Origin of the sequence: Amycolatopsis sp. NPDC098790 (assembly GCF_044759945.1) — a bacterium.
GTDB lineage: Bacteria > Actinomycetota > Actinomycetes > Mycobacteriales > Pseudonocardiaceae > Amycolatopsis.
Genome location: NZ_JBIWAI010000001.1, coordinates 789,129 through 808,377, shown reverse-complemented (window position 1 = coordinate 808,377; position 19,249 = coordinate 789,129). Strand labels below are relative to the sequence as shown.

The 19,249-nt window shown below is 69.6% G+C and carries 19 protein-coding genes; 9 read left to right on the top strand and 10 right to left on the bottom strand.

Annotated features, from left to right (window positions below; genetic code table 11):
- Positions 1 to 6: 6 nt before the first annotated feature.
- Both ACIQWX_RS04125 and ACIQWX_RS04120 read right to left on the bottom strand, forming a co-directional pair.
- Positions 7 to 3,147 (bottom strand): helicase HerA domain-containing protein, encoded by a 3,141-nt coding sequence (locus tag ACIQWX_RS04125; RefSeq protein WP_400865282.1) that lies wholly within the window; start codon positions 3,145 to 3,147, stop codon positions 7 to 9.
- Between the two features lie 6 nt (positions 3,148 to 3,153).
- Entirely contained in the window at positions 3,154 to 3,780 is a 627-nt protein-coding gene (locus ACIQWX_RS04120) for a hypothetical protein (RefSeq protein ID WP_400865281.1), read from the bottom strand.
- Between the two features lie 517 nt (positions 3,781 to 4,297).
- On the opposite strand from ACIQWX_RS04120, the gene ACIQWX_RS04115 reads away from it, so the two are divergent.
- The 4 genes from ACIQWX_RS04115 to ACIQWX_RS04100 all read left to right on the top strand — a co-directional run bounded on the left by ACIQWX_RS04115 (position 4,298) and on the right by ACIQWX_RS04100 (position 8,828).
- Positions 4,298 to 5,227, top strand: a complete 930-nt coding sequence (locus ACIQWX_RS04115) for a sigma factor-like helix-turn-helix DNA-binding protein (protein ID WP_400865278.1) — start codon at positions 4,298 to 4,300, stop codon at positions 5,225 to 5,227.
- Positions 5,228 to 5,530, top strand: coding sequence for a Tn7 transposase TnsA N-terminal domain-containing protein (locus tag ACIQWX_RS04110; RefSeq protein WP_400865276.1), 303 nt, complete (start codon positions 5,228 to 5,230; stop codon positions 5,528 to 5,530). It begins immediately after the preceding gene.
- A gap of 320 nt (positions 5,531 to 5,850) precedes the next feature.
- Positions 5,851 to 7,482: a glycosyl hydrolase family 18 protein gene (locus ACIQWX_RS04105; RefSeq protein ID WP_400865273.1), complete on the top strand. Its 1,632-nt coding sequence runs from the start codon at positions 5,851 to 5,853 to the stop codon at positions 7,480 to 7,482.
- Positions 7,479 to 8,828 (top strand): cellulose binding domain-containing protein, encoded by a 1,350-nt coding sequence (locus ACIQWX_RS04100; RefSeq protein ID WP_400865271.1) that lies wholly within the window; start codon positions 7,479 to 7,481, stop codon positions 8,826 to 8,828. Before ACIQWX_RS04105 ends, ACIQWX_RS04100 begins: the two co-directional genes overlap by 4 nt.
- 56 nt (positions 8,829 to 8,884) lie before the next feature.
- Here ACIQWX_RS04100 and ACIQWX_RS04095 read toward each other — a convergent pair whose 3' ends face one another.
- Positions 8,885 to 10,186, bottom strand: coding sequence for an aspartate aminotransferase family protein (locus tag ACIQWX_RS04095; RefSeq protein WP_400865269.1), 1,302 nt, complete (start codon positions 10,184 to 10,186; stop codon positions 8,885 to 8,887).
- A gap of 86 nt (positions 10,187 to 10,272) precedes the next feature.
- Between ACIQWX_RS04095 and ACIQWX_RS04090 the strand changes: the two genes are divergently transcribed.
- Positions 10,273 to 11,181 (top strand): LysR family transcriptional regulator, encoded by a 909-nt coding sequence (locus ACIQWX_RS04090; RefSeq protein WP_400865267.1) that lies wholly within the window; start codon positions 10,273 to 10,275, stop codon positions 11,179 to 11,181.
- Here the strand turns inward: ACIQWX_RS04090 and ACIQWX_RS04085 are convergent.
- Positions 11,159 to 11,656: a hydrogenase maturation protease gene (locus ACIQWX_RS04085; protein ID WP_400865265.1), complete on the bottom strand. Its 498-nt coding sequence runs from the start codon at positions 11,654 to 11,656 to the stop codon at positions 11,159 to 11,161. The genes ACIQWX_RS04090 and ACIQWX_RS04085 overlap by 23 nt on opposite strands.
- A 70-nt stretch (positions 11,657 to 11,726) precedes the next feature.
- A complete protein-coding gene (locus ACIQWX_RS04080) occupies positions 11,727 to 12,770 on the bottom strand; it encodes a tetratricopeptide repeat protein (RefSeq protein WP_400865263.1) in 1,044 nt (347 codons plus the stop codon).
- 178 nt (positions 12,771 to 12,948) lie between these two features.
- On the opposite strand from ACIQWX_RS04080, the gene ACIQWX_RS04075 reads away from it, so the two are divergent.
- The 3 genes from ACIQWX_RS04075 (at position 12,949) to ACIQWX_RS04065 (ending at position 15,168) form a co-directional block, all read left to right on the top strand.
- Positions 12,949 to 13,629: an HNH endonuclease family protein gene (locus ACIQWX_RS04075; protein ID WP_400865261.1), complete on the top strand. Its 681-nt coding sequence runs from the start codon at positions 12,949 to 12,951 to the stop codon at positions 13,627 to 13,629.
- 10 nt (positions 13,630 to 13,639) lie between these two features.
- Positions 13,640 to 14,281, top strand: coding sequence for an alpha/beta fold hydrolase (locus ACIQWX_RS04070; RefSeq protein WP_400865258.1), 642 nt, complete (start codon positions 13,640 to 13,642; stop codon positions 14,279 to 14,281).
- 143 nt (positions 14,282 to 14,424) lie between these two features.
- Entirely contained in the window at positions 14,425 to 15,168 is a 744-nt protein-coding gene (locus tag ACIQWX_RS04065; RefSeq protein ID WP_400865255.1) for a 3D domain-containing protein, read from the top strand.
- Between the two features lie 106 nt (positions 15,169 to 15,274).
- Here ACIQWX_RS04065 and ACIQWX_RS04060 read toward each other — a convergent pair whose 3' ends face one another.
- The gene (locus ACIQWX_RS04060) at positions 15,275 to 15,913 is read right to left on the bottom strand and encodes a nitroreductase family protein (RefSeq protein ID WP_400865252.1); all 639 of its coding nucleotides are present in this window, start codon (positions 15,911 to 15,913) and stop codon (positions 15,275 to 15,277) included.
- A gap of 18 nt (positions 15,914 to 15,931) precedes the next feature.
- Complete coding sequence (locus ACIQWX_RS04055; RefSeq protein ID WP_400865250.1) at positions 15,932 to 16,909, bottom strand: aldo/keto reductase; 978 nt, start codon at positions 16,907 to 16,909, stop codon at positions 15,932 to 15,934.
- A 33-nt stretch (positions 16,910 to 16,942) separates the two neighbouring features.
- On the opposite strand from ACIQWX_RS04055, the gene ACIQWX_RS04050 reads away from it, so the two are divergent.
- The gene (locus ACIQWX_RS04050) at positions 16,943 to 17,434 is read left to right on the top strand and encodes a MarR family winged helix-turn-helix transcriptional regulator (protein WP_400865248.1); all 492 of its coding nucleotides are present in this window, start codon (positions 16,943 to 16,945) and stop codon (positions 17,432 to 17,434) included.
- On the opposite strand, the gene ACIQWX_RS04045 is transcribed toward ACIQWX_RS04050, so the two are convergent.
- The 3 genes from ACIQWX_RS04045 to ACIQWX_RS04035 form a co-directional block, all read right to left on the bottom strand.
- Positions 17,435 to 17,854, bottom strand: a complete 420-nt coding sequence (locus ACIQWX_RS04045; RefSeq protein WP_400865246.1) for an ATP-binding protein — start codon at positions 17,852 to 17,854, stop codon at positions 17,435 to 17,437.
- Positions 17,855 to 17,916: 62 nt separating this feature from the next.
- Complete coding sequence (locus ACIQWX_RS04040; protein ID WP_400865244.1) at positions 17,917 to 18,690, bottom strand: SigB/SigF/SigG family RNA polymerase sigma factor; 774 nt, start codon at positions 18,688 to 18,690, stop codon at positions 17,917 to 17,919.
- Entirely contained in the window at positions 18,687 to 19,103 is a 417-nt protein-coding gene (locus ACIQWX_RS04035) for an anti-sigma factor (protein WP_400865241.1), read from the bottom strand. The genes ACIQWX_RS04040 and ACIQWX_RS04035 overlap by 4 nt, the downstream gene beginning before the upstream one ends.
- Positions 19,104 to 19,249: the final 146 nt, after the last annotated feature.

Below are 19,249 nucleotides of genomic sequence, written 5' to 3'. Positions count from 1 at the left end.
TCTCCTTCACCGGCCGATCCGAGCTCGCGTGACGACTTCCTCGGGGGTCAGCGCGCTGGGCGGGTGGTGGCTCAGGCACATCGGGGAGCTGATTCGCCGGAACGGCTCGCCTTCGGTCACCAGGTAAAACTCGCCGGCGCCGAGCCGGGAAATGTCCACTACCGAGCTGCCACGCTGGGCGGCCATCTCCTTCGCCGCGGCAACTTGGACGGGGCTGTTGATGAACCCGAAGTACTGGGTTGCGGTGTTGCCCACGATGCGGTTGTGAATGCCTTTGGGCGCTTGGGTCGCGAAGACCAAGCCCAGCCCGTACTTGCGCGCTTGCGAAACCAGCGCCAGGGTGCTGGCTGTGCAGGCTGTCATCGCTCCCGACGGTGCGAGCGTCTGCGCTTCGTCCATGACGAGCAGGCCGCGGAGCGGGCGGTCACCGGCGGGGTGGTTCTTGATCCAGGCGAACAACGCCATCTGAAGCTGGTTGACGAACCCCTGTCGCTGCTGCTCAGCAGGCAACCCCACCAGGCTGATGACGGAAATCCGGGCTCGCTTGCCGGACGTCGGGGTGAGCAGCGTGGCCGGGTCGAAGGCGGTGCCGCGGCCGCCGAAGAGCGGGTCGTTGATCACCGCGGCGCGAAGCGTCTCGGCCAGTTCCGTGGCCACCGCGCCAGCCCGCGCGAACGACGTGACGCCTTCGGGCAAGTCGGCCAGGAGGTCCAGGAACGCCTCGAGGTCGCCCCCTCCGCGGTTGGCGAACTCGGTGAGCACTTCGCGCAGGAGAGCTTGCGCGCGGTCGGCCTTCGCGGTGGCGGCGGATACCCGGGCGCGTGGGGCCAGGGCAGCGACCGCGGTTTCGAGGGCCTGCCCGAATTCGTCGGGGTCATCCGCCAGCGCGGCGAGGTCCGGCAGCGGCTGGAAACTCAGCGGGCGACCACCTTCGACCCTCGGTGTCCACACAACCACCTCGGTTTCGCGAAGGTACCGCTCCGACCGGGCTGCGTCGCCCGGCCGCCAGCCGGGTGGCGGCGCCGGCCAGCGGTCACCCAGCCGGGCCAGGTCGTTGTTCGGATCCAGCACGATCGACGACACTCCTTGCAACGCGCACTCCTCGATCAACCTGCGCAGAAGAACGGTCTTGCCGGAGCCGGACCCAGCGAACACCGCGGTGTGCTTGCGTAGGGAGAGCAGAGAACCGCGCACATCGGTGCCGTCCTCCGTCGTGCCGAGCGGGACTGCCGGGACACCGTCCGATTCGGGGCCGGCGAGCAGAGCCGGATCCGAATCCTGGTCAGTGGGCGGCCAGGTGAAAAGGGGTTCGACCGGATCGTGGGGTGGTTCGGGCGCCGGAGCGGCTCCGTTGCCCGACGGACCCGGATCCCCGAAGACGGTCCGGAACAGCGTGGTTCTGCTCGCCGGGGTCCGCGCGCGCAGCCACGTGTCGAACTCCGGGTCCATGGCGTTGCGCAACTGCGTCAACGCCGCGAACACCTTGAGGTCGTCGTGCAACACGCCATCGATCAGCACGCCACCGGCCTGGCGGAAGTCGGTGAGCCGCTTGCCCGCCTTCAGGGTGCCGGTCGGCCAGTTACCGGTTCGCAAGACATAGGCCCGGCGGTGCGGAAAGGCCGGGTCCAAGCCGGCGCTGTCCTGAACCCGTTTCAGCACTCGTTGTGACGACAAGGCACTGGTCGTCGCGATCGCCCGGAAGCTCCAGCTCCGGTCGGCGTCGGCATCTTCGGCAGGCTGCCGCAGCTGAGCGTGGAACCACGGGTTTCCACCTGGCCGGGGCGCGACCTCGAACGGACCGGCTCGCTCGATCGCGTAACAGTTGAGCGCTCCTTCGAGGATTTCGCTCATCCGGCTGTTTTCGGTCTCCGGCTGCAGTGCGTCACGGATGTCGACCGTGCTGACGAGGGTGGCGAACTTCCCGTCCAGCACCGACAGCGCCGTCGGTGCGGCCACGACGCGGACGTGCTGGGGCTCTTCCTGCAGGGTGGTCATCTCGCGCAGTTCCCCGGTGTCCAGGCAGTCCTGGACGTGCCGGCGGACCGCTTGGAGCAGCTGCCGGGCATTGAAGCGCACGACCTCGTCGAAAGCTTGCGGACGCACCGGCCAGGTCGGATAGGGCGCCTGGAAGCCCGCCTTCTTGTAGCGAGGGGCGAACCAGGCGGCGATGAGAGCACGCCCGACCTCCGATGAAGGAATCCGGCCCAGCTGGATCTCCGGTTGCTCGAAACGATCGAGTGCCGAGCCGATGGCGAAGCGGCGGATCCGCTCCCACGAGTGCGGCTGGCAGGCCACCACCGTCGCCGTCCGTGCGGTCGTGTCCCGGAGATCCATCAGGCCGACCATGAATCGGTCGAGCACGTCGAGCGTCTTCGGCTCGACTTGCTCCGAACCTCGGGTCGAGCGGCCAGTCAGCTCGTCGATCTGATCGATGGTGAGCAGCGTGGGCCCGGTCAAGGCGAGAAGCCGGGAGATGGCCCGGACCCGCTCCCGTGCAGGCCTGGCGGTCGGTAGGATGTCCCACCGGATGCGTTCGCCGGCGACGGATTCCTCATCACCGGTCAGGTAGCTCTCGGCGACGTCGCGAGCCGTGGTGTCACCAACCTCCAGCAAGACGAGAGCTCGTGCGACGTGCCTGCTTTCCCGGCCCCATCGTGGCGAGAGGCGTTCCAGCCGGTCGATGATTTCGTCGAGGAACGGCTTGGTCATCGAGGCACGGCTCGCAAGCCGTGCCTCGTGCTCCAGCGAGAGCTTCAGCCGGTTGGCCAGCAGATCCAGCCACCTGGCCTGCTGGCTGCGTCCGTCGGGGCCCGGCTGGCGGAGGCCTTCGAGGTAGGACTTTGCGATACCGGTCCAGAAGTCGCTGATGTGCAGGCTGACGGGGAAGAAGTAGCCACGATGGCTGACTTGCTGGTGAGCGGCACCGAGCACGTGTGTCTTCCCGGAGCCGTGCTCACCGACCACGGCGACGCTCAGCGGGCTACTGCCCGAACTCGCGTCAGCGTCGGCGAAGGCGGCCATGATGGCTTGCAGTGCGTGTTCGTTGAGCTCCGGTACGTGCGTGCTGGACGGCTGCCAGACATCTTCCATGCTCGCTGCCCAGCCGAAACGCAGGTGCTGCAGAGCGCGGCGGACACCTTCGTCCATGCCGCCTCAGCTCGATTTGATGGCGAGCAGGTGTTTGTCCTGATTGCCGATGCGAATCGCAGCCTTTCTTTTCTCTTCGGACAGGCTCTTCTGATTGACCTCCGCGATCAACCGGACTCCCGGGAGCAAGTCGAGCCGCTTAAGTGCCTCATCGACGATTTTGCGGGGTAGCTCGAGCTTGTCGCGCAAGTGGACCAGCGACACCAAGGCGTCTGGTTCTTTCGTCAGAGTCCAGTAAGCCGATCGGACCGCGGCGTCGGCATCGGATACTGCTGCGTCTGTGTCGCCGGCTGCCAAGACCACGTCGGCCAACGTGGCTTTGATCGTCGTGAGGTGCCGCTCGAACAGGTTGAGGACCGGGTAAAGCAAACGGTAGGCAGGTGGCGCTTTCGCAGGGGCGTCAGCACGCAGCTCCGCACGGCACGCCTTCCAGCCATCCTCGGTCAGCTCGTGCAGGTTGCTCTGTCGAGGGCCTGACGTGACCTTGATGTATCCGCAGTCAACCAGCTCTTCCCGAGCCGATTTCTTGATCTCAAGGCCGAATTCTTTGCGAATCCGCGAGTTTGGAACGGCATCGCCGAGTGTCATCAGGACCAGCAGAGCAGATCGCGCGGGAAGGCTGAGCGGTTCCATGCGATTCACCTTAGTGACGCGGCCTGCAGGCACCACGCCTTTCGCTCGACCGGAGCAGCGATGCAGCCGCCAATTCCCGGTGGTTGATCAGCGAGCCGGAAGAGCACTTATCCTGGTGCTCGATGGCTCGGGGAGGGCAGTGCAGAGGGCGGCCGGCGCGGCAGGGGAAGAAGTGGCTACGGGCGGAAGAGGACCAGCTTCTGGAGGAACTCCGAGGGGAAGATCGGCTGGAAGACGTCGCCGCGGCACCAGCGGTCGACTGGGGCTATCTGCGCCCGGATCGAGCACCTGCTCGTGCCGGATCGCATGTTCGACAGCGATGCTGCGCTGATCGACTGGGCGAGGTCGGTGGTGCGTTCACCGCAGTTCGTGCGTCCGGTGAGCGATCCTCCGGCGCTGGCGACGGTGGATGTCGAACGACCGTCGCGGGTGCCGAGAGCCGGTCCTGCGCGTCGACAAGCTGTACTCGACGTCCGGACCGCCCTGACGGCGGAGACGGGATGGGCGGCGGCCACCGATGAACTGGAACTTGTTCGCGGGCTTCGACGACGGCCGGCTGGAGCAGGCCGGTCGCGCGGTTGTGAAGCGGCAAGGTGCGCTCGATCTCGCGGACTGGGTGCTCGAATGCGATTCCCCCGGCATCGCGGACATCCGGCTCACAGCCGATCAGCTCAGGACGGCTGGCGAACAGGGGAAGGCAGCCGGAGAGCAGCCGGTACGCGCCGGGCTGGCGCGGCTGTGGCAACGCAACCGCGAGATCCTGCTCATGAGGCTCGGCCTGACGACCGGGGCGACGACCATGGCCGAGATCGCGCAGCAGTTCGGGTTGAGTCGGGAGCGGATCCGCCAGGTCCAGAGCCGAGAACTCGATCGTGCCCTGGTCACGGCGGGAGACGGGGTGCAGCGAGGTTGGCACGAGGCCGGCGATCGATTGCGCCGAGCGTTGGTCCCGGACGGGCAGCGTGCTTGCGATCCCGATCTGGTGCTGATTTTCGTCGAGTTCGTGATGCCGCACGCGCCGCGTGAGGTGGCGGTGACGGTGGTGGGCCGGCTGTGCGGCGGTAAGGCGCCGAGCTGCCGTGGACTGGTGGCCGCTGTCGAGAGGTGTCATCACGAGCGAGAGCAGCGCAACCGGCTGGCGGCGGAAGAAGAAAGACAGCGGATCAGAGCGAGCGAGCGACGTACCCGGCGGACCGCCAAGGTCCTCCGGCTGATCGGCGAAGCCGAATGGCCGCCGGCTACCGGAACGCCGGCGGGAGGTGCGCCCACGCCGGTCCGCTCGCCGGGGCAGCTGCCGCGCCGGAGCAATCCGTGTCGGTGGTGGTCGCCGCGACTCAGACGCGAGGTCAGCTGCGAATCGAAGGCGGAGCTGGACATCGTCCAGCTGCTCGACGCGGCCGACGACCTCGTTCTGACTTGCTGTGAGCAGCCCACCAGACTGTCGTAGGTGTTGTCCGGGGTGCGCCAGGACTACTATCCCGACCTCCTCGTTGACCTCCGTGACGGTCGGCGCCTGCTGGTCGAGGTCAAAGCCGGGATCGACGACTTTGCCCTGGCCGAGAACGTGGCCAAGTTCGCCGCGGCTCGCGACTACTGCCAGGAGCTGGGATGGGGCTTCGTGGCGATCCCCGATCGCCTCACCAGCCCGGCGGACCTGGTGCGGCGAGAGGTCGATTCCCTGCCAAACAGGCACTACGAGACCACCTTGCAGAGGGGCCGACCAATCGGACGCGAGTGGAACCGTTGCTGAACCACTATGGCCTCCACCGCACCGATCTCGCCGCCCTCGTTCTGCGGAACGGGTGGTTCTGGCAGCACTCGCCGTTCCGCCTGTCGGCTGGGCTATTCGCCGGGTGACATCGCCGATGACGTCGCTCGACTGCACAGTGTCACTGGACTGGACCACTTGGCGGCCCTCTTCCTGCCGTGGTCTTGACCGTCAACCACGCTCCGTGGTGACGCTTCCCTAATTGGTCTGGACCACGTAACGTCTTCGCAAACGGTGCGAAAACGCCGCCTCGGTCCCCCCGCGGTGCCGCGCCGTTCCCGTACCTGGCTCAAGGGAGAGCGATGTCCAGAAAGAGATGGCACCTCCTCGGTTTGTTCACCGCGGTCGGCGCGCTCGCGGTCGGTCTCGTGACCGTGCCGGCCAGCGCCGCCGGCGGTGTCGGCGCCAGCTTCACCAAGGGCTCCGACTGGGGCACCGGCTACGAAGGCAAGTACACGATCAACAACGGCTCCGGCTCGACGCTCGCCGCCTGGACGGTCGAGTTCGACCTCCCGTCCGGCGCGAAGATCGCGTCGCTCTGGGACGGCAGCTACACCGCCGCCGGCCAGCACGTCACCGTCAAGAACACCTGGAACGGCAACGTCGGCAACGGTTCGGCCGTCAGCTTCGGCTTCAACGTCGCCTACTCCGGCACCTACTCGGCGCCGGCGAACTGCAAGCTGAACGGCGGTTCCTGCGACGCCGGCGGCGGCACCCCCACCACCACGCCGACCACCCCGACGCAGCCGACCACCAACCCGACGACCCCGACCACGCCGACCACCCCGCCGACGACGACCACGCCGCCGCAGACCGGCGCGCTGAAGAACGTCGGCTACTTCGTGCAGTGGGGCGTCTACGGCCGCAACTACCACGTCAAGAACATCGAAACCTCCGGTTCGGCGAGCAAGCTGACGCACATCAACTACGCGTTCGGCAACGTGACGAACGGGCAGTGCACGGCGAACGACGACCCGTACGCCGACTACCAGAAGACCTACGACGCGGCGGGCAGCGTCGACGGTGTCGCCGACACCTGGGACCAGCCGGTCGCGGGCAACTTCAACCAGCTGCGCAAGCTGAAGAAGCTGCACCCGGGCCTCAAGATCATCTGGTCGTTCGGCGGCTGGACCTACTCCGGCGGCTTCGGCCAGGCGTCGCAGAACGCGGCCGCGTTCGCGCAGTCCTGCTACAACCTGCTGAAGGACCCGCGCTGGGCGGACATCTGGGACGGCATCGACATCGACTGGGAGTACCCCAACGCGTGCGGCCTTTCCTGTGACACCAGCGGTGCCGCGGCCTACAAGAACCTGATGGGCGCGCTGCGGGCGAAGTTCGGCTCGTCGTTCCTCATCACCTCGGCCATCACGGCGGACGGCAGCAACGGCGGCAAGCTCGACGTCGCCGACTACGGCGGCGCCGCGCAGTACGTCGACTGGTACAACGTCATGACGTACGACTACTTCGGCGCCTGGGCGGCGCAGGGCCCGACGGCCCCGCACTCCCCGCTCACCAACTTCACCGGCATCCCGACCCCGGGCTTCTACTCCGACGCGGCCATCCAGAAGCTGAAGAGCAAGGGCGTCCCGTCGAGCAAGCTGTTGCTGGGCATCGGGTTCTACGGCCGCGGCTGGACCGGCGTCACGCAGTCGACGCCGGGTGGCACGGCGACCGGTCCCGCGCCGGGCACGTACGAGCAGGGCATCGAGGACTACAAGGTCCTCAAGAACTCCTGCCCGTCGACCGGCACCTTCGCCGGCACCGCGTACGCCAAGTGCGGCAGCAACTGGTGGAGCTACGACACCCCGGCGACCATCGGCGGGAAGATGTCCTACGCCAAGCAGCAGGGTCTCGGCGGCGCCTTCTTCTGGGAGCTGACCGGCGACACCACGGGCGGCGAGCTCATCACCGCGATGAAGAACGGCCTGTCGTGACGCGCCGGTGGTTGCCCGCACTCGGGCTGGCGGCCGCGGCCGCCACGATCGGCGCGATGTTCGTGATCGCCCCGGCGAACGCGGCGGGCGGCGTGTCCGCGACCTTCTCGAAGGGCTCCGACTGGGGCACCGGGTACGAAGGCAAGTACACGATCGCCAACGGCTCGGGCTCGACGCTCGCGGCTTGGACCGTCGAGTTCGACCTGCCTTCCGGGGCGAAGGTCTCGTCGCTGTGGGACGGCAGCTACACGGCGTCCGGCCAGCACGTCACGGTGAAGAACACGTGGAACGGCAACGTCGGCAACGGCGGTAGCGCGAGCTTCGGCTTCAACGTGGCGTACTCCGGTGCGTACACGGCGCCGTCGAACTGCAAGCTGAACGGGGGTTCGTGCTCCGCCGGGGGCACGCCCCCCACGACCACACCGCCGCCTACGACGACGCCCCCGCCCACGACGACCCCGCCGCCCGGTACCGGTGGCAAGGGCGCGCCGTACCTGTACATGGGCTGGGGCAGCCCGCCGAACCCGCAGACGGTCATGAACGCGACCGGGATCAAGTGGTTCACCATGGCGTTCATCAACGCCAGCGGTGGCTGCAACCCGGCGTGGGACAGCAGCCGGCCCCTGCAGGGCAGCGCCGACGCCACCGCGATCGCGCAGATCAAGGCGGCGGGCGGCCAGATCGTCCCGTCGTTCGGCGGCTGGAGCGGCAACAAGCTCGGGCCGAACTGCTCGACGCCGGCCGCGCTGGCCGGCGCCTACCAGCAGGTGATCAACGCGTACGGGCTGAAGGCGATCGACATCGACATCGAGAACTCCGACGAGTTCGAGAACGAGGCCGTGCAGGACCGCATCCTGAACGCGCTGAAGATCGTCAAGCAGAACAACCCGGGGATCCAGACGATCCTCACCTTCGGCACGTCGACGACCGGCCCGAACTTCTACGGCAACCGGCTCATCGACCAGTCGAAGGCCCTGGGCGCGAACGTGGACGTGTACACGATCATGCCGTTCGACTTCGGCGGCGGCGCGAACATGTACAACAGCACGGTCAGCGCGGCGAACGGCCTGCGGGACAAGCTCAAGTCGACGTTCGGCTGGAGTGACGCCACGGCGTACGCGCACCTGGGCATCTCGGGCATGAACGGGCTGTCCGACCAGCAGGAGCTGACCGACGTGTCGACGTGGACCCAGATCACCAACTGGGCCAAGTCGAACAAGATCGCCCGCCTGGCGTTCTGGTCGGTCAACCGCGACCGGGGCTGCCCCGGCGGCGGCGTCCAGGCCGCGTGCAGCGGCATCGCCCAGAACGACTGGGACTTCACCAAGGTGACGGCGGGCTTCTGACGTCGTCGTGGAAAAGGCCTCCTTGCCGGCTCCCCGGGCCGGCAAGGAGGCCTTTCTCATGACATCTTGACGGCGTCGCCGATCGCCTGGTCCAAAATGGACAGACCAAGGGAGATCTCCTCTTCGGACGCCGTCAGCGGCGGCGCGATCCGGAACACCCCGCCCATCCCGGGCAGCTGCACGATGTTCATGTGCAGCCCCAGTTCGAGGCACCGCTGCGTGACCCGCGCGCCCAGCTCGTCCGAGCTCTTCTTCGTTTCCCGGTCCACCACTAGTTCCAGCCCGGCCAGCAGGCCGCGGCCGCGGATGTCGCCGACGACCTCGTGCCGCGTCGCGATCTCCTCCAGGCCCCGGCGCAGCAACGAGCCCAGTTCGAGGGCCCGCGCGTCGAGGCGGTCGCGGGTCAGCACGTCCAGCACCGTGTTGCCGACCGCCGCCGGGAGCGGGTCCGACACGTGCGTCGTGAAGAACAGGAACTCGCGGTCGTGCGCTTCCTGCTCGATGGCGGCACTCGTCAGCACGGCGGCCAGCGGGAGCCCGGCGCCCAGCGTCTTCGACAGCGTCAAGATGTCCGGGACAATGCCGTCGCGCTCGAACGCGTACCAGTTCCCCGTGCGGCACAACCCGGTCTGGGCTTCGTCGAGGATCAGCAGCATGCCGCGCTCGCGGCACTTCTCGGCCAGCGCGGCGAAGTAGCCCGGCGGGGGCTCGATGATCCCGCCGGAGCTCAGGATCGGCTCGGCCAGGAACGCGGCCAGGCTGCCGACGGACTGCGCGTCGATCAGCTCGAACCCGAAGTCCAGCTGGCGGCGCCAATCCAGCTCGCCGGCAGCGTCGGTGAAGTCCGGGCGGTACGCGTTCGGCGCCGGGATGGCGAAGTTGCCCGGCGCGGCCGGGCCGTAGCCGCGACGGCCCGCGCTGTACGTCGCGCTCGCCGCGGCCTGCGTCATCCCGTGCCACGAGCGCGCGAACGAGACGATCTCGTGCTTGCCCGTGACCAGCTTGGCCATCCGGACGGCGGCCTCGTTCGACTCGGCGCCGGTGGTGAGCAGCAGCGCCTTCTCCAGCGGTGACGGCAGCGTCTCGGCCAGCCGGCGCGCGAGGTCGACGACCGGGCGGCTCAGCATGCCGCTGAACAGGTGGTCCAGCCTGCCCACCTGCCGCCGGACGGTCTCGACGATCTCCGGGTGCGCGTGCCCGAGGATCGCGCTCATCTGGCCGGAGGTGAAGTCGAGGATCCGGCGGCCGTCTTCGGTGAAGACGAAGCTGCCTTCGGCCCGGTCGATGATTTCGTGGGTGAAGGCGCCGCCGTAACGCACGAGGTGCCGGTCGACGTCGCCCCAGAAGGTGTCAGCCATGACTCGACGGTAAGGCCGCTTCGAGCGTCACGTCCATCTCACGATTCCGGCTTTCTTGTTCGGTTCTTCCGCACAAGAATGGGGTGATGCTGAACCCGTGGCGCCTGCGGCTGCTGAGCCGGCTCGACACGCTGGGGACGGTCCGCGCGGTGGCGCAGGACGCGAACCTGAGCGCGTCGAGCGTGTCGCAGCAGCTGGCCGTTCTCGAAGCGGAAACCCGCACCCAGCTGCTGGAACGCACCGGCCGCCGGGTCCGGCTGACGCCGGCGGGGCTGGTGCTGGCGCGGCGCGCGCGGGCGATCCTCGACCACATGGACACGGTCGAGGCGGAGCTGCGCAGCCTCGGCGAGGAGCCGGTCGGCCTGGTCAGGCTGGGCGCGTTCCAGAGCGCGATCCACACGATGGCGGTCCCGGCGGTGACGCGGCTCGCGAGCGCGTACCCGCACCTGGACGTCGAGCTGCTGGAGCTGGAGCCGCACGCGAGCATCCCGGCCCTGCGCGGCGGCGACGCGGACGTGATCATCACGACGACCGACTTCGTCCAGCTGCCCCTGGGCCCCGACCTCGACATCGTCCCGCTGGCGACGGACCCGATCGTGCTGGTGACGTCTTCGGAGGGGGCTCGCGGCCCGGCGGATCTGTCGGCGTACGCGGACTCGGCGTGGGCGCTGGACGTGCCGCAGTCGTACATGGCGGAGCTGACGCTGCGACTGTGCCGCGAGTCGGGCTTCGAGCCGCGGGTGGTGTGCCGGTTCAGCAACTACCTGATGACGTTGCAGCACGTGGAGGCGGGATTGTCGATCGCGCTGCTGCCCCTGCTGGCGGTGGACCGGCGCTACCGGGTGACGACGCGCGAGCTGGCAACACCGGTGACCCGCACGATCGCGGCGGTGGTGCGCAGGGGAACACCGTTGCGCGGGGGGGTGAACGTGGTCCTCGACGCGCTGCGACAGCCACCCGACCTCCCGGCGCTCAGACCTCCGCGCTTTCCTTGAGCGGCAGCTCCGGGCTGGTTCCCCAGGCGAGCTCGGTGACCGCGCGGACCGCGGCCGGGACGGCGGCTGCCACCTCCGGGGACAGGCCGATCCCGCCGTCGAGGCACGCCGGTTCGCAGCCGACCACCAGGACGCGTCCGGCGTCGCCGCCGAGCAGGTTCAGCAGGCGGAACACCGCGTCCGGGCGCAGGCCGTGCGCGTCGATGGAGGCCGACGCGGTCAGGTCGTCGGTGTCCGCCTCGAGCAGGGACAGCGTGCCGGGCGGGCGGCCGTGCGGGGTCGCGTCGAGCAGGATCGTCGTGTCGTAGCCGCCCATCAGGTCGTAGGCGAGGTGCGTGACCGCGATGCCGTAGTCGGCGATCTGCACCCACGGCGGCAGGTCGGCCGCCTCCAGCTCCTTGATGACCTCGACGCCGAAACCGTCGTCGCTCAGGAAGGTGTTGCCGATGCCGGCGACCAGGACTCGTGGCCTCATTCCGCGACCTCCACAGTGCGGTGGCTCGTCCCCGGTCCAGGCTAGATCTGTGAAGTGGGTCACACAATAGTCAGACGCGGTGCTCTCGATCGTCCTGGACGTGCTCCGCTCGCGCGAGCCACTGCTCGGCCTCGTGCGCGGCGCCGCGCGAGCGCAGCATCCGGGCCAGGCTGAGCATGCCCTGGACGTCGCCGGTGTCGGCGGCCCGGCGGAACCACCGCTCGGCCTCGCCGAGGTCCTCGCGGTGCTCGGCGAGGTGCCCGAGGTTGGTGAGCGCGGGGACGCTGCCGTGCTCGGCGGCCTTGCGGTACCAAGCGGCGGCCTCGCCTTCGTCGCCGCGGTTGCGGGCCAGCACGCCGAGGTTGGTCATCGCGGCCGGGTCGCCGCGCTCGGCCGCGTCGAGGTACCAGTTCTCGGCTTCCTCGAGGTCACCGCGGCGGTGCAGCAGCAGCCCGAGCCGGACGATCGCCTCGACGTGCCCGCCCGCCGCGCCCTGGCGGTACCACGACTCGGCGTCGCCGGGGCGGCCGAGCCGTTCGGCCTGCCTCCCCAGCTGGCAGGTGGCGGCGAGGTCGCCGGCCTGCACGGCCGAACGCCACCAGCGGGACGCTTCGGCGGCCTGTCCGCGGTCGCGCAGCACGACGCCGAGGTCGATCATCGCGCTCGTGACCCCGGCGTCGGCGGCCTGGCGCAGCCACGATTCGGCCTCTTCGGTCCGGCCCTGTTCGCGCAGCATGTGCCCCAGCGCGGCGATCGAGGGCAGGTCGCCGGTGCGGGCGGCCTCGCCGTACCAGTGCTGGGCGTCCTCGCGCTTGCCGCGCCGCTCGTAGGAGCGGGCGAGGTTCAGCATCCCGTGCGGCTCGCCGGCCAGCGCGGCCTCGTGGTACCAGCGCTCGGCCTCTTCCTGCGCACCGCGTTCGGAGAGCAGGTGCGCCAGCGACGTCATCGAGACGCGGTCGCCGCCCATCGCGGCCTTGCGGAACCACGACTCGGCCTCGGCGAGGTTCCCCTGCTCGCGCATGGCGGAGCCCATCCGCGCCATGGCGACGACGTTGCCGCCTTCCGCGGCTTTGCGCTGGAAGAACTCGTCGAACTTCTTGAGCCGGCCGGGCATCGGCTGCTCCCTCCGGATGGGTCCTGCTCCGGTAGTCGCAGATGATCGGCTCGGTGTGACACCCCTGCCGTGGGTGGGCGAGGTCACATTCGCGCCAGGTCGTCGTGTCGGCGCGGTTTTCCCAGGCCGGCAGGGGTGAGACTACGCCGCGCTCAGGTGAATTCGAGAGGAGAAAATCGTGGCGGCCCGCGGCTTTCGGCTCAGCGTGACCCAACGATCTCTGCTGGTAGTCGCGATCCTGGCGATCGCCTTCTTCGGGTACTGGGCGACGAGCAGAAGCTCCGGCGCGACGCCGCCCGCGTCGTCGTCCGCGGCACCGGTCCCGGCCACCGCGGCCGACGTGCAGAAGCAGCTCGGCGAGCTGACCGTCGCCGCGCGAACGTCCATGGACGGCTACTCGCGTGAGAAGTTCCCGCACTGGGACAGCCAAGGGTCAGGCTGTGACACCCGCGAAGTCGTCCTGAAGCGCGCCGGCAAGGACGTCCAGACCGACAAGGACTGCAAGGCGACGTCCGGGACGTGGACGAGCGTCTACGACGACGAGACCTGGACCAAGGCGACCGACCTCGACATCGACCACATGGTCCCGCTCGGGCAGGCGTGGGCCAGCGGCGCGAAGACGTGGACGACCGAGAAACGCGAGCAGTTCGCCAACGACCTCACCCGGCCGCAGCTGTTCGCCGTCACCGACAACCTCAACCAGCAGAAGAGCGACAAGGCGCCGGACCAGTGGAAGCCGCCGCTCGTGGCGTTCTGGTGCACCTACGCGACCGACTGGATCGTGGTGAAGCACTACTACGGCCTGACGATCACCGAAGGCGAGAAAACCGCCTTGACGGACATGCTCCGGCGCTGCTGAGCTGGCCGGCATGACGACCTTCGCGCTGATCCACGGGGGCGGCGGCAGCGGGTGGGACTTCCACCTGCTCGGCCCGGAACTGGAGGCGCGCGGCCACGGCTTCGTCGCGCCGGACCTGCCGATCACGGACCCGTCGGCGGGGCTGTCTTCGTTCGTGGACACGGTTTTGACGGCGTTGGGCGACGCTTCGGACGTCGCCGTCGTCGGGCATTCGTACGGCGGGTTCACGGCGTCGCTGGTCGCGGCGAAGCTGCGCGCGCGGCTGCTGGTCTACCTGGCCGGGATGATCCCGGCGCCGGGGGAGCCGCCGGGTCAGTGGTGGTCCGCCACGGGCTTTTCGTCGCCCGAGGGCTTGAGCGAGACCGAGCAGTTCTTCAACGGCGTCTCACCGGAGCTGGCCGCGCAGTGCCAGGCGCACGGGCGCGACCAGGTGAGCAAGGAGTGGGACGAGCCGTGGCCGCTGCCGGCGCACCCGGACGTCCCGACGCGGGTGCTGCTGTGCCGAGACGACCGGTTCTTCACGCCGGACTTCCAGCGCCGGGTCGCGCAGGAGCGCCTGGGCCTGACACCGGACGAGGTCGACGGCCCGCACTGCGCTCCGCTGAGTCACCCCGCGCAGATCGCCGACCGCCTGGTGAGTTACCTCGGCTGAGCCGATCGGGGTACCGGGAAACTTAAAGGTCTAGACCTATTGACTGAGTGGTCCAGGCCACTTAACGTCAGGTGCGCGGCGAACCCGCACCTCCCCACCTGCGTCACCTCCACCCCGGTCCCCACCATGGAGGTCTCCCCGTCATGCGCTTCGCCAGGGTCCTCGCGCTGGCGGCCTTCGCGGCCGGCAGCGTTGTCGTCGCTCCGGCCGCGTCTGCGGCCACTTTGCCCGCCTGCCAGCACTTCTACCAAGGCACCATCCCGGACCGCCCGGTCACCGGCGGCCACGGTCCCGGCACGCTCGTCGGCGCCGTCGACGTCACGAACCGCCTGCCCGCGCCCGGCTCGGTCAGCGGCGGCCTCGGCGCGGACGGCAAGCTCACGTTCACCTTCGCCCGCGTCGCCGGCGCGAAGGCCTACCGCGCGTTCCGCAACGGCCAGGCCCTGCAGTGGATCAGCGACTGGGGCCAGCCGACGCTCACCGTCACCGACGCGAGCCCGTGCCAGAACGCGAACTACCAGCTCTACGCGATGACGGCCGAGGACAACTCGCCCGGTTCGCTCGGCCAGATCTCGACGGCCTACCGCCTCGACAGCGGCAACCACCTCGCCGCCTACCGCGTCCCGGCCGGGACGACGCTGAACTACCGCGTCACGTCCTACAACGACGTCGCCCAGACCGCGCTGGGGTACAGCGCCGGCCCGGGCTTCTGCGCGGTCGACGCCCGGATCATCCCGTGGGGCACCAGGTTTTCCGTGCCGGGCTACGGCGAATGCTTCGCGGCGGACATCGGCAGCTGGATCAAGGACGACATCGTCGACGTCTGGCTGCCCGGCTCCCAAGCCGACGCGTGGGGCATCCAGCGGCTCACCTTGACCGTGCGCTGAGCGACCCGGCTTCCTCGCCGACGTCCCCAAACGCCCCGGCGAGGAGGCCGCCAAAGGGTCGTGAGTGAGAAACAGTGTTTCAACACTGTTTCTCACTCACGACCGCCTACCAGCGGTCGAGGTGCAGGACCTCTTCCAGCGGCTGCCGCGCCGCCGGTTTGAACGTCTCGCCCGTGTAGAACGCCGTCGGGATCAGCGCCGCCTGGTGGACGTTCTTCGGCAGCCCCAGCACCTCCGCGGCCTCCTGCTCGTACGCCAGGTGCAGCGTCGTCCACGCCGTTCCCAGCGTCACCGACCGCGCCGCCAGCATGTAGCTCCACACCGCCGGCAGCAGCGATGCCCACAGCCCCGCCTGGTTGCCCGCCGGGAGCTCCGCAGACGGCGTCTCCAGGCACGGCACCACCAGCACCGGCACGTCGCCCATCCGGTCGGCCAGGTACTCGACGCTGCTGCCGATCCGCTGCTGCACCGGGGCCCGCACCGGGTCGTCCGCGAAGAGCTTCCCGGCCGCGCGATCCGAAGACAGGTACTCGCGGCACGCCCGGCTGTAGATGCTCCCGAGCGCCGCGCGCTGGTCCGCGTCCGTGACCACCAGCCACTGCCAGCGCTGGGTGTTCGAGCCGCTCGGCGCCTGCAGCGCCACCTGCACGCAGTGCTTCACCAGGTCGAGCGGCACGGGCCGGTTCAGGTCGAGCCGCTTGCGGACGGTCCTGGTGGTCGTCAGGAGCTCTTCGGGCGTCATCATCGGCCCATCATGCCGGGACTACCAGCGATCGTGCACGAGCGGACGCACCAGCTCGTCGTACGTCTCGCGCACCCCCGCCAGCGCCTCCGCGGACAACGGCGGCAGCGAAGCCGCGGCCGTGTTCGCCGTGGCCTGCGAAGCGTTGCGCGCGCCCGGGATCACCGTGCTCACGCCCGGCTGGTCGATGATCCAGCGCAGCGCGAACTGCGCCAGCGTCTGGTCCGCCGGCACCAGCCCGCGCAGCCGCTCGACGGCCTCCAGCCCGACCTCGTACGGCACGCCGGAGAACGTCTCGCCGACGTCGAACGCCTCGCCGTGGCGGTTGAAGTTCCGGTGGTCGTCCGCGGCGAACGTCGTCGACGCCGTGTAGCGACCCGACAGCAGACCCGACGCCAGCGGCACCCGCGCGATGATCCCCGCTCCCGCCTCGGCCGCCGCGGGCAGCACCTGCTCGAGTGGCTTGAGCCGCAGGCAGTTCAGGATGATCTGCACCGAAGCGACGTTCGGCCGCGCCAACGCGGTCAGCGCCTCCGAAACCGTCTCGACGCTCACGCCGTACGCCTTGATCCGGCCTTCGGAGACCATCTCGTCGAGAGCGTCGTACACCGCGTCCGACGAGTACACCGGCGTCGGCGGGCAGTGCAGCTGGACCAGGTCGAGCGTGTCCACGCCGAGGTTGCGGCGCGACCGGTCGTTCCACTCGCGGAAGTTCGCGGCGACGTAGTTCTCCGGCACCTGCTCGACCCGTCGGCCCATCTTGGTCGCGACGAACACCCCGTCGCGCGTGGCCGCGAACCGGCCGACCAGCCGCTCGCTGCGCCCGTCGCCGTAGACGTCCGCGGTGTCGAAGAAGGTGACGCCGGCGTCGGCCGCCGCGTCCAGCACCGCCAGTGCGTCCTTTTCGTCGACTTCGCCCCAGTCCGCGCCGAGCTGCCAGCAGCCGAGCCCGACGACGGACACCTCACGGCCCAGCCGGGCGATCTTCCGGTTCTCCATGCCGCGATCCAAGCACACCTATGATCGGCGGTCATGGCCATGACATCGGGTCCGGACGGGCTGGGGACCCGGATGCGGCACGTCCTCGAGATCCTCGACGGCGACGTCGCGAAGTTCCTCGCCGACATCGGCCTCGCCGACTACCGCCCGCGGTACTCGGGAGTCGTGCGGGCGCTGCTCGCGCGCGGCCCGCTGGCCATCCGCGACCTCGCGGCGGAGATGGGCGTGACGCACTCGGCGGCCAGCCAGACCGTCGCGCAGATGAACCGGGCCGGGCTCGTCAGCCTCGAACCGGGCGCGGACGCCCGCCAGCGGATCGTGTCCCTGACCGAGAAGACCCGCGGCCTGCTGCCGCTGATCGAGGCGGAGTGGACGGCGACGACCGAGGCGTCGGAGGCGCTGGAAGCCGAGCTGCCCTATCCGTTGCGCGGGGTGCTGGCGGCGATCGTCGAGGCCTTGGAACGGAAGCCGTTCCGGCAGCGGATCGCGGAGACCGCCGCCGCGCGGGAGCTGCTGGAGCCCTGATCAGGCGCCGAGGATGCGGAAGACGGCCCAGACGACCTTGCCGCCGGGGCAGCGTTCGAAACCCCAGTCCTCCGAGAGCGCCTGGACCAGGACGAGCCCGCGGCTACGCGCCTGGGCGGGCGACGGCGCCCGCAGCTCGGGCAGCAGGCGGCCCGCGTCGTACACCCGCAGGGTCAGCCGCGCGTCGGCGTACGCCAGCTCGAGGCGCCACGGGTGCTCGCCGTGCTCGAAAGCGTTGGTGACCAGTTCGGACGTGGCCAGCAGGACGTCGTCCAGCTGCGCCTCGCACAGGCCGGCCGCGAGCAGGGCCGAGCGCACCTCGTGCCGCGCCCGGGCCGGGGCCGTCACGTCGTCCGGGAGGGGCACCATCAGCGGCGCGGCCTGAACAGCCGTGCGCTGCGGCATCCTCGATGTCGTCATCGGTCCCCCTCCCAGTGAGTTCCGGTACCGTCCGCTTGGTACCCAAGCGGCTGAGCGGCTAATCAGGTGCCGTCGGCGAGCTCGGATTCGTCCAGGCCCGAACGCAGCTTCTTCAACGTCGCGGCCAGCAACCGCGACACCTGCATCTGGGAGACCCCGACGCGGCGCGCGATGTCCGACTGGCTCATCCCGGACCCGAACCGCAGCGCGACGATCTTGCGCTCCCGCTCGGGCAGGCTGTCCAGCATCGGGCGCAGCGCCTCGCGCAGCTCGGCCTGGCCGAGCTCGGCGTCCGGCGCACCGAACCGCGTGTGCGCGGCGTTCTCCAGCAGATGGTCCAGCGACGCGCCATAGCGGCCCTGACCGGCGCGAAGACCCTCGTAGACGTCCTCGATCGGCACCCCGAGCCGCGCCGCGATCTCACTGGGCTTCGGCGCGCGCGAAAGCTGCACCGTGAGCTCTTCGCGCGCGGCGGAGATGTTCGCGTTCAGCTCCTTGAGCCGCCGCGGCACCCGCACCGACCAGCTGTTGTCGCGGAAGTGGTGGCGCAGCTCCCCGGAGATCGTCGGGACGGCGAACGCCAGGAAGTCCGTCCCCTGCTCGGGGTCGAACCGGTCGACGGCGTGGATCAGCCCGACCGTGGCGATCTGGACCAGGTCCTCCATCGCCTCGTCGCGGTTGCGGAACTTCCGGGCCAGGTTGCGCGCGAGCTCCAGGTGCGTGCGCACCAGCGTGTCGCGGATGCGCTCCCGCTCCGGGGAGTCCGCCGGCAGCCCGGCGAGTTGGGTGAACAGCGCGGCGACGTCGTTCCCGCTGTCCCCGGCGGGATCGCTCACGAGTCCGCCGCCTGGCTCTCCCGGACGAGGTCGACCCGGGACAGGTAGCGCCCGTTCTCCGGGGTCACCGTGCGCTCGGCCGACGTCGCGAGCGCGGTCAGCAGCTGCCACGACAGGCCGGAGTCGTCTTCGTGGTCGGGCGTGTCCGAAAGCACCGACACCGAGACCTCGATGCGCGGCCCGCTCCACGAGAAGACACAGGTGAGCTTGCCGTCCGAGGCGGCGGGGAGCAGCAGTGAGCAGGCTTCGTCCACCGCCATCCGGAGGTCCTCGACGGCGTCGAGGTCGAAGTCCTGGCGCATGGCGATGTCCGCCACGATCGTGCGCAGCGTCGGCACGACGTGCGGGATCGCGGCCGTCCGCACCTCGATGACCTGCGCGCCTTCCGGGACGAGCGGGGCGTTGTCCTCCACGTTTGTTCCTTTCTCCGGCTCGCGCTCCAGGGGTCGGCGGTGTCCTCTTCACGCCCGGTCGCGAGATGCCCGTGGGGTGAGCAAACCAAACCCGCGTTTGATCCGCTCCACCGGCGGGCATGTACGGGTCGACATGCTCTTCCGGG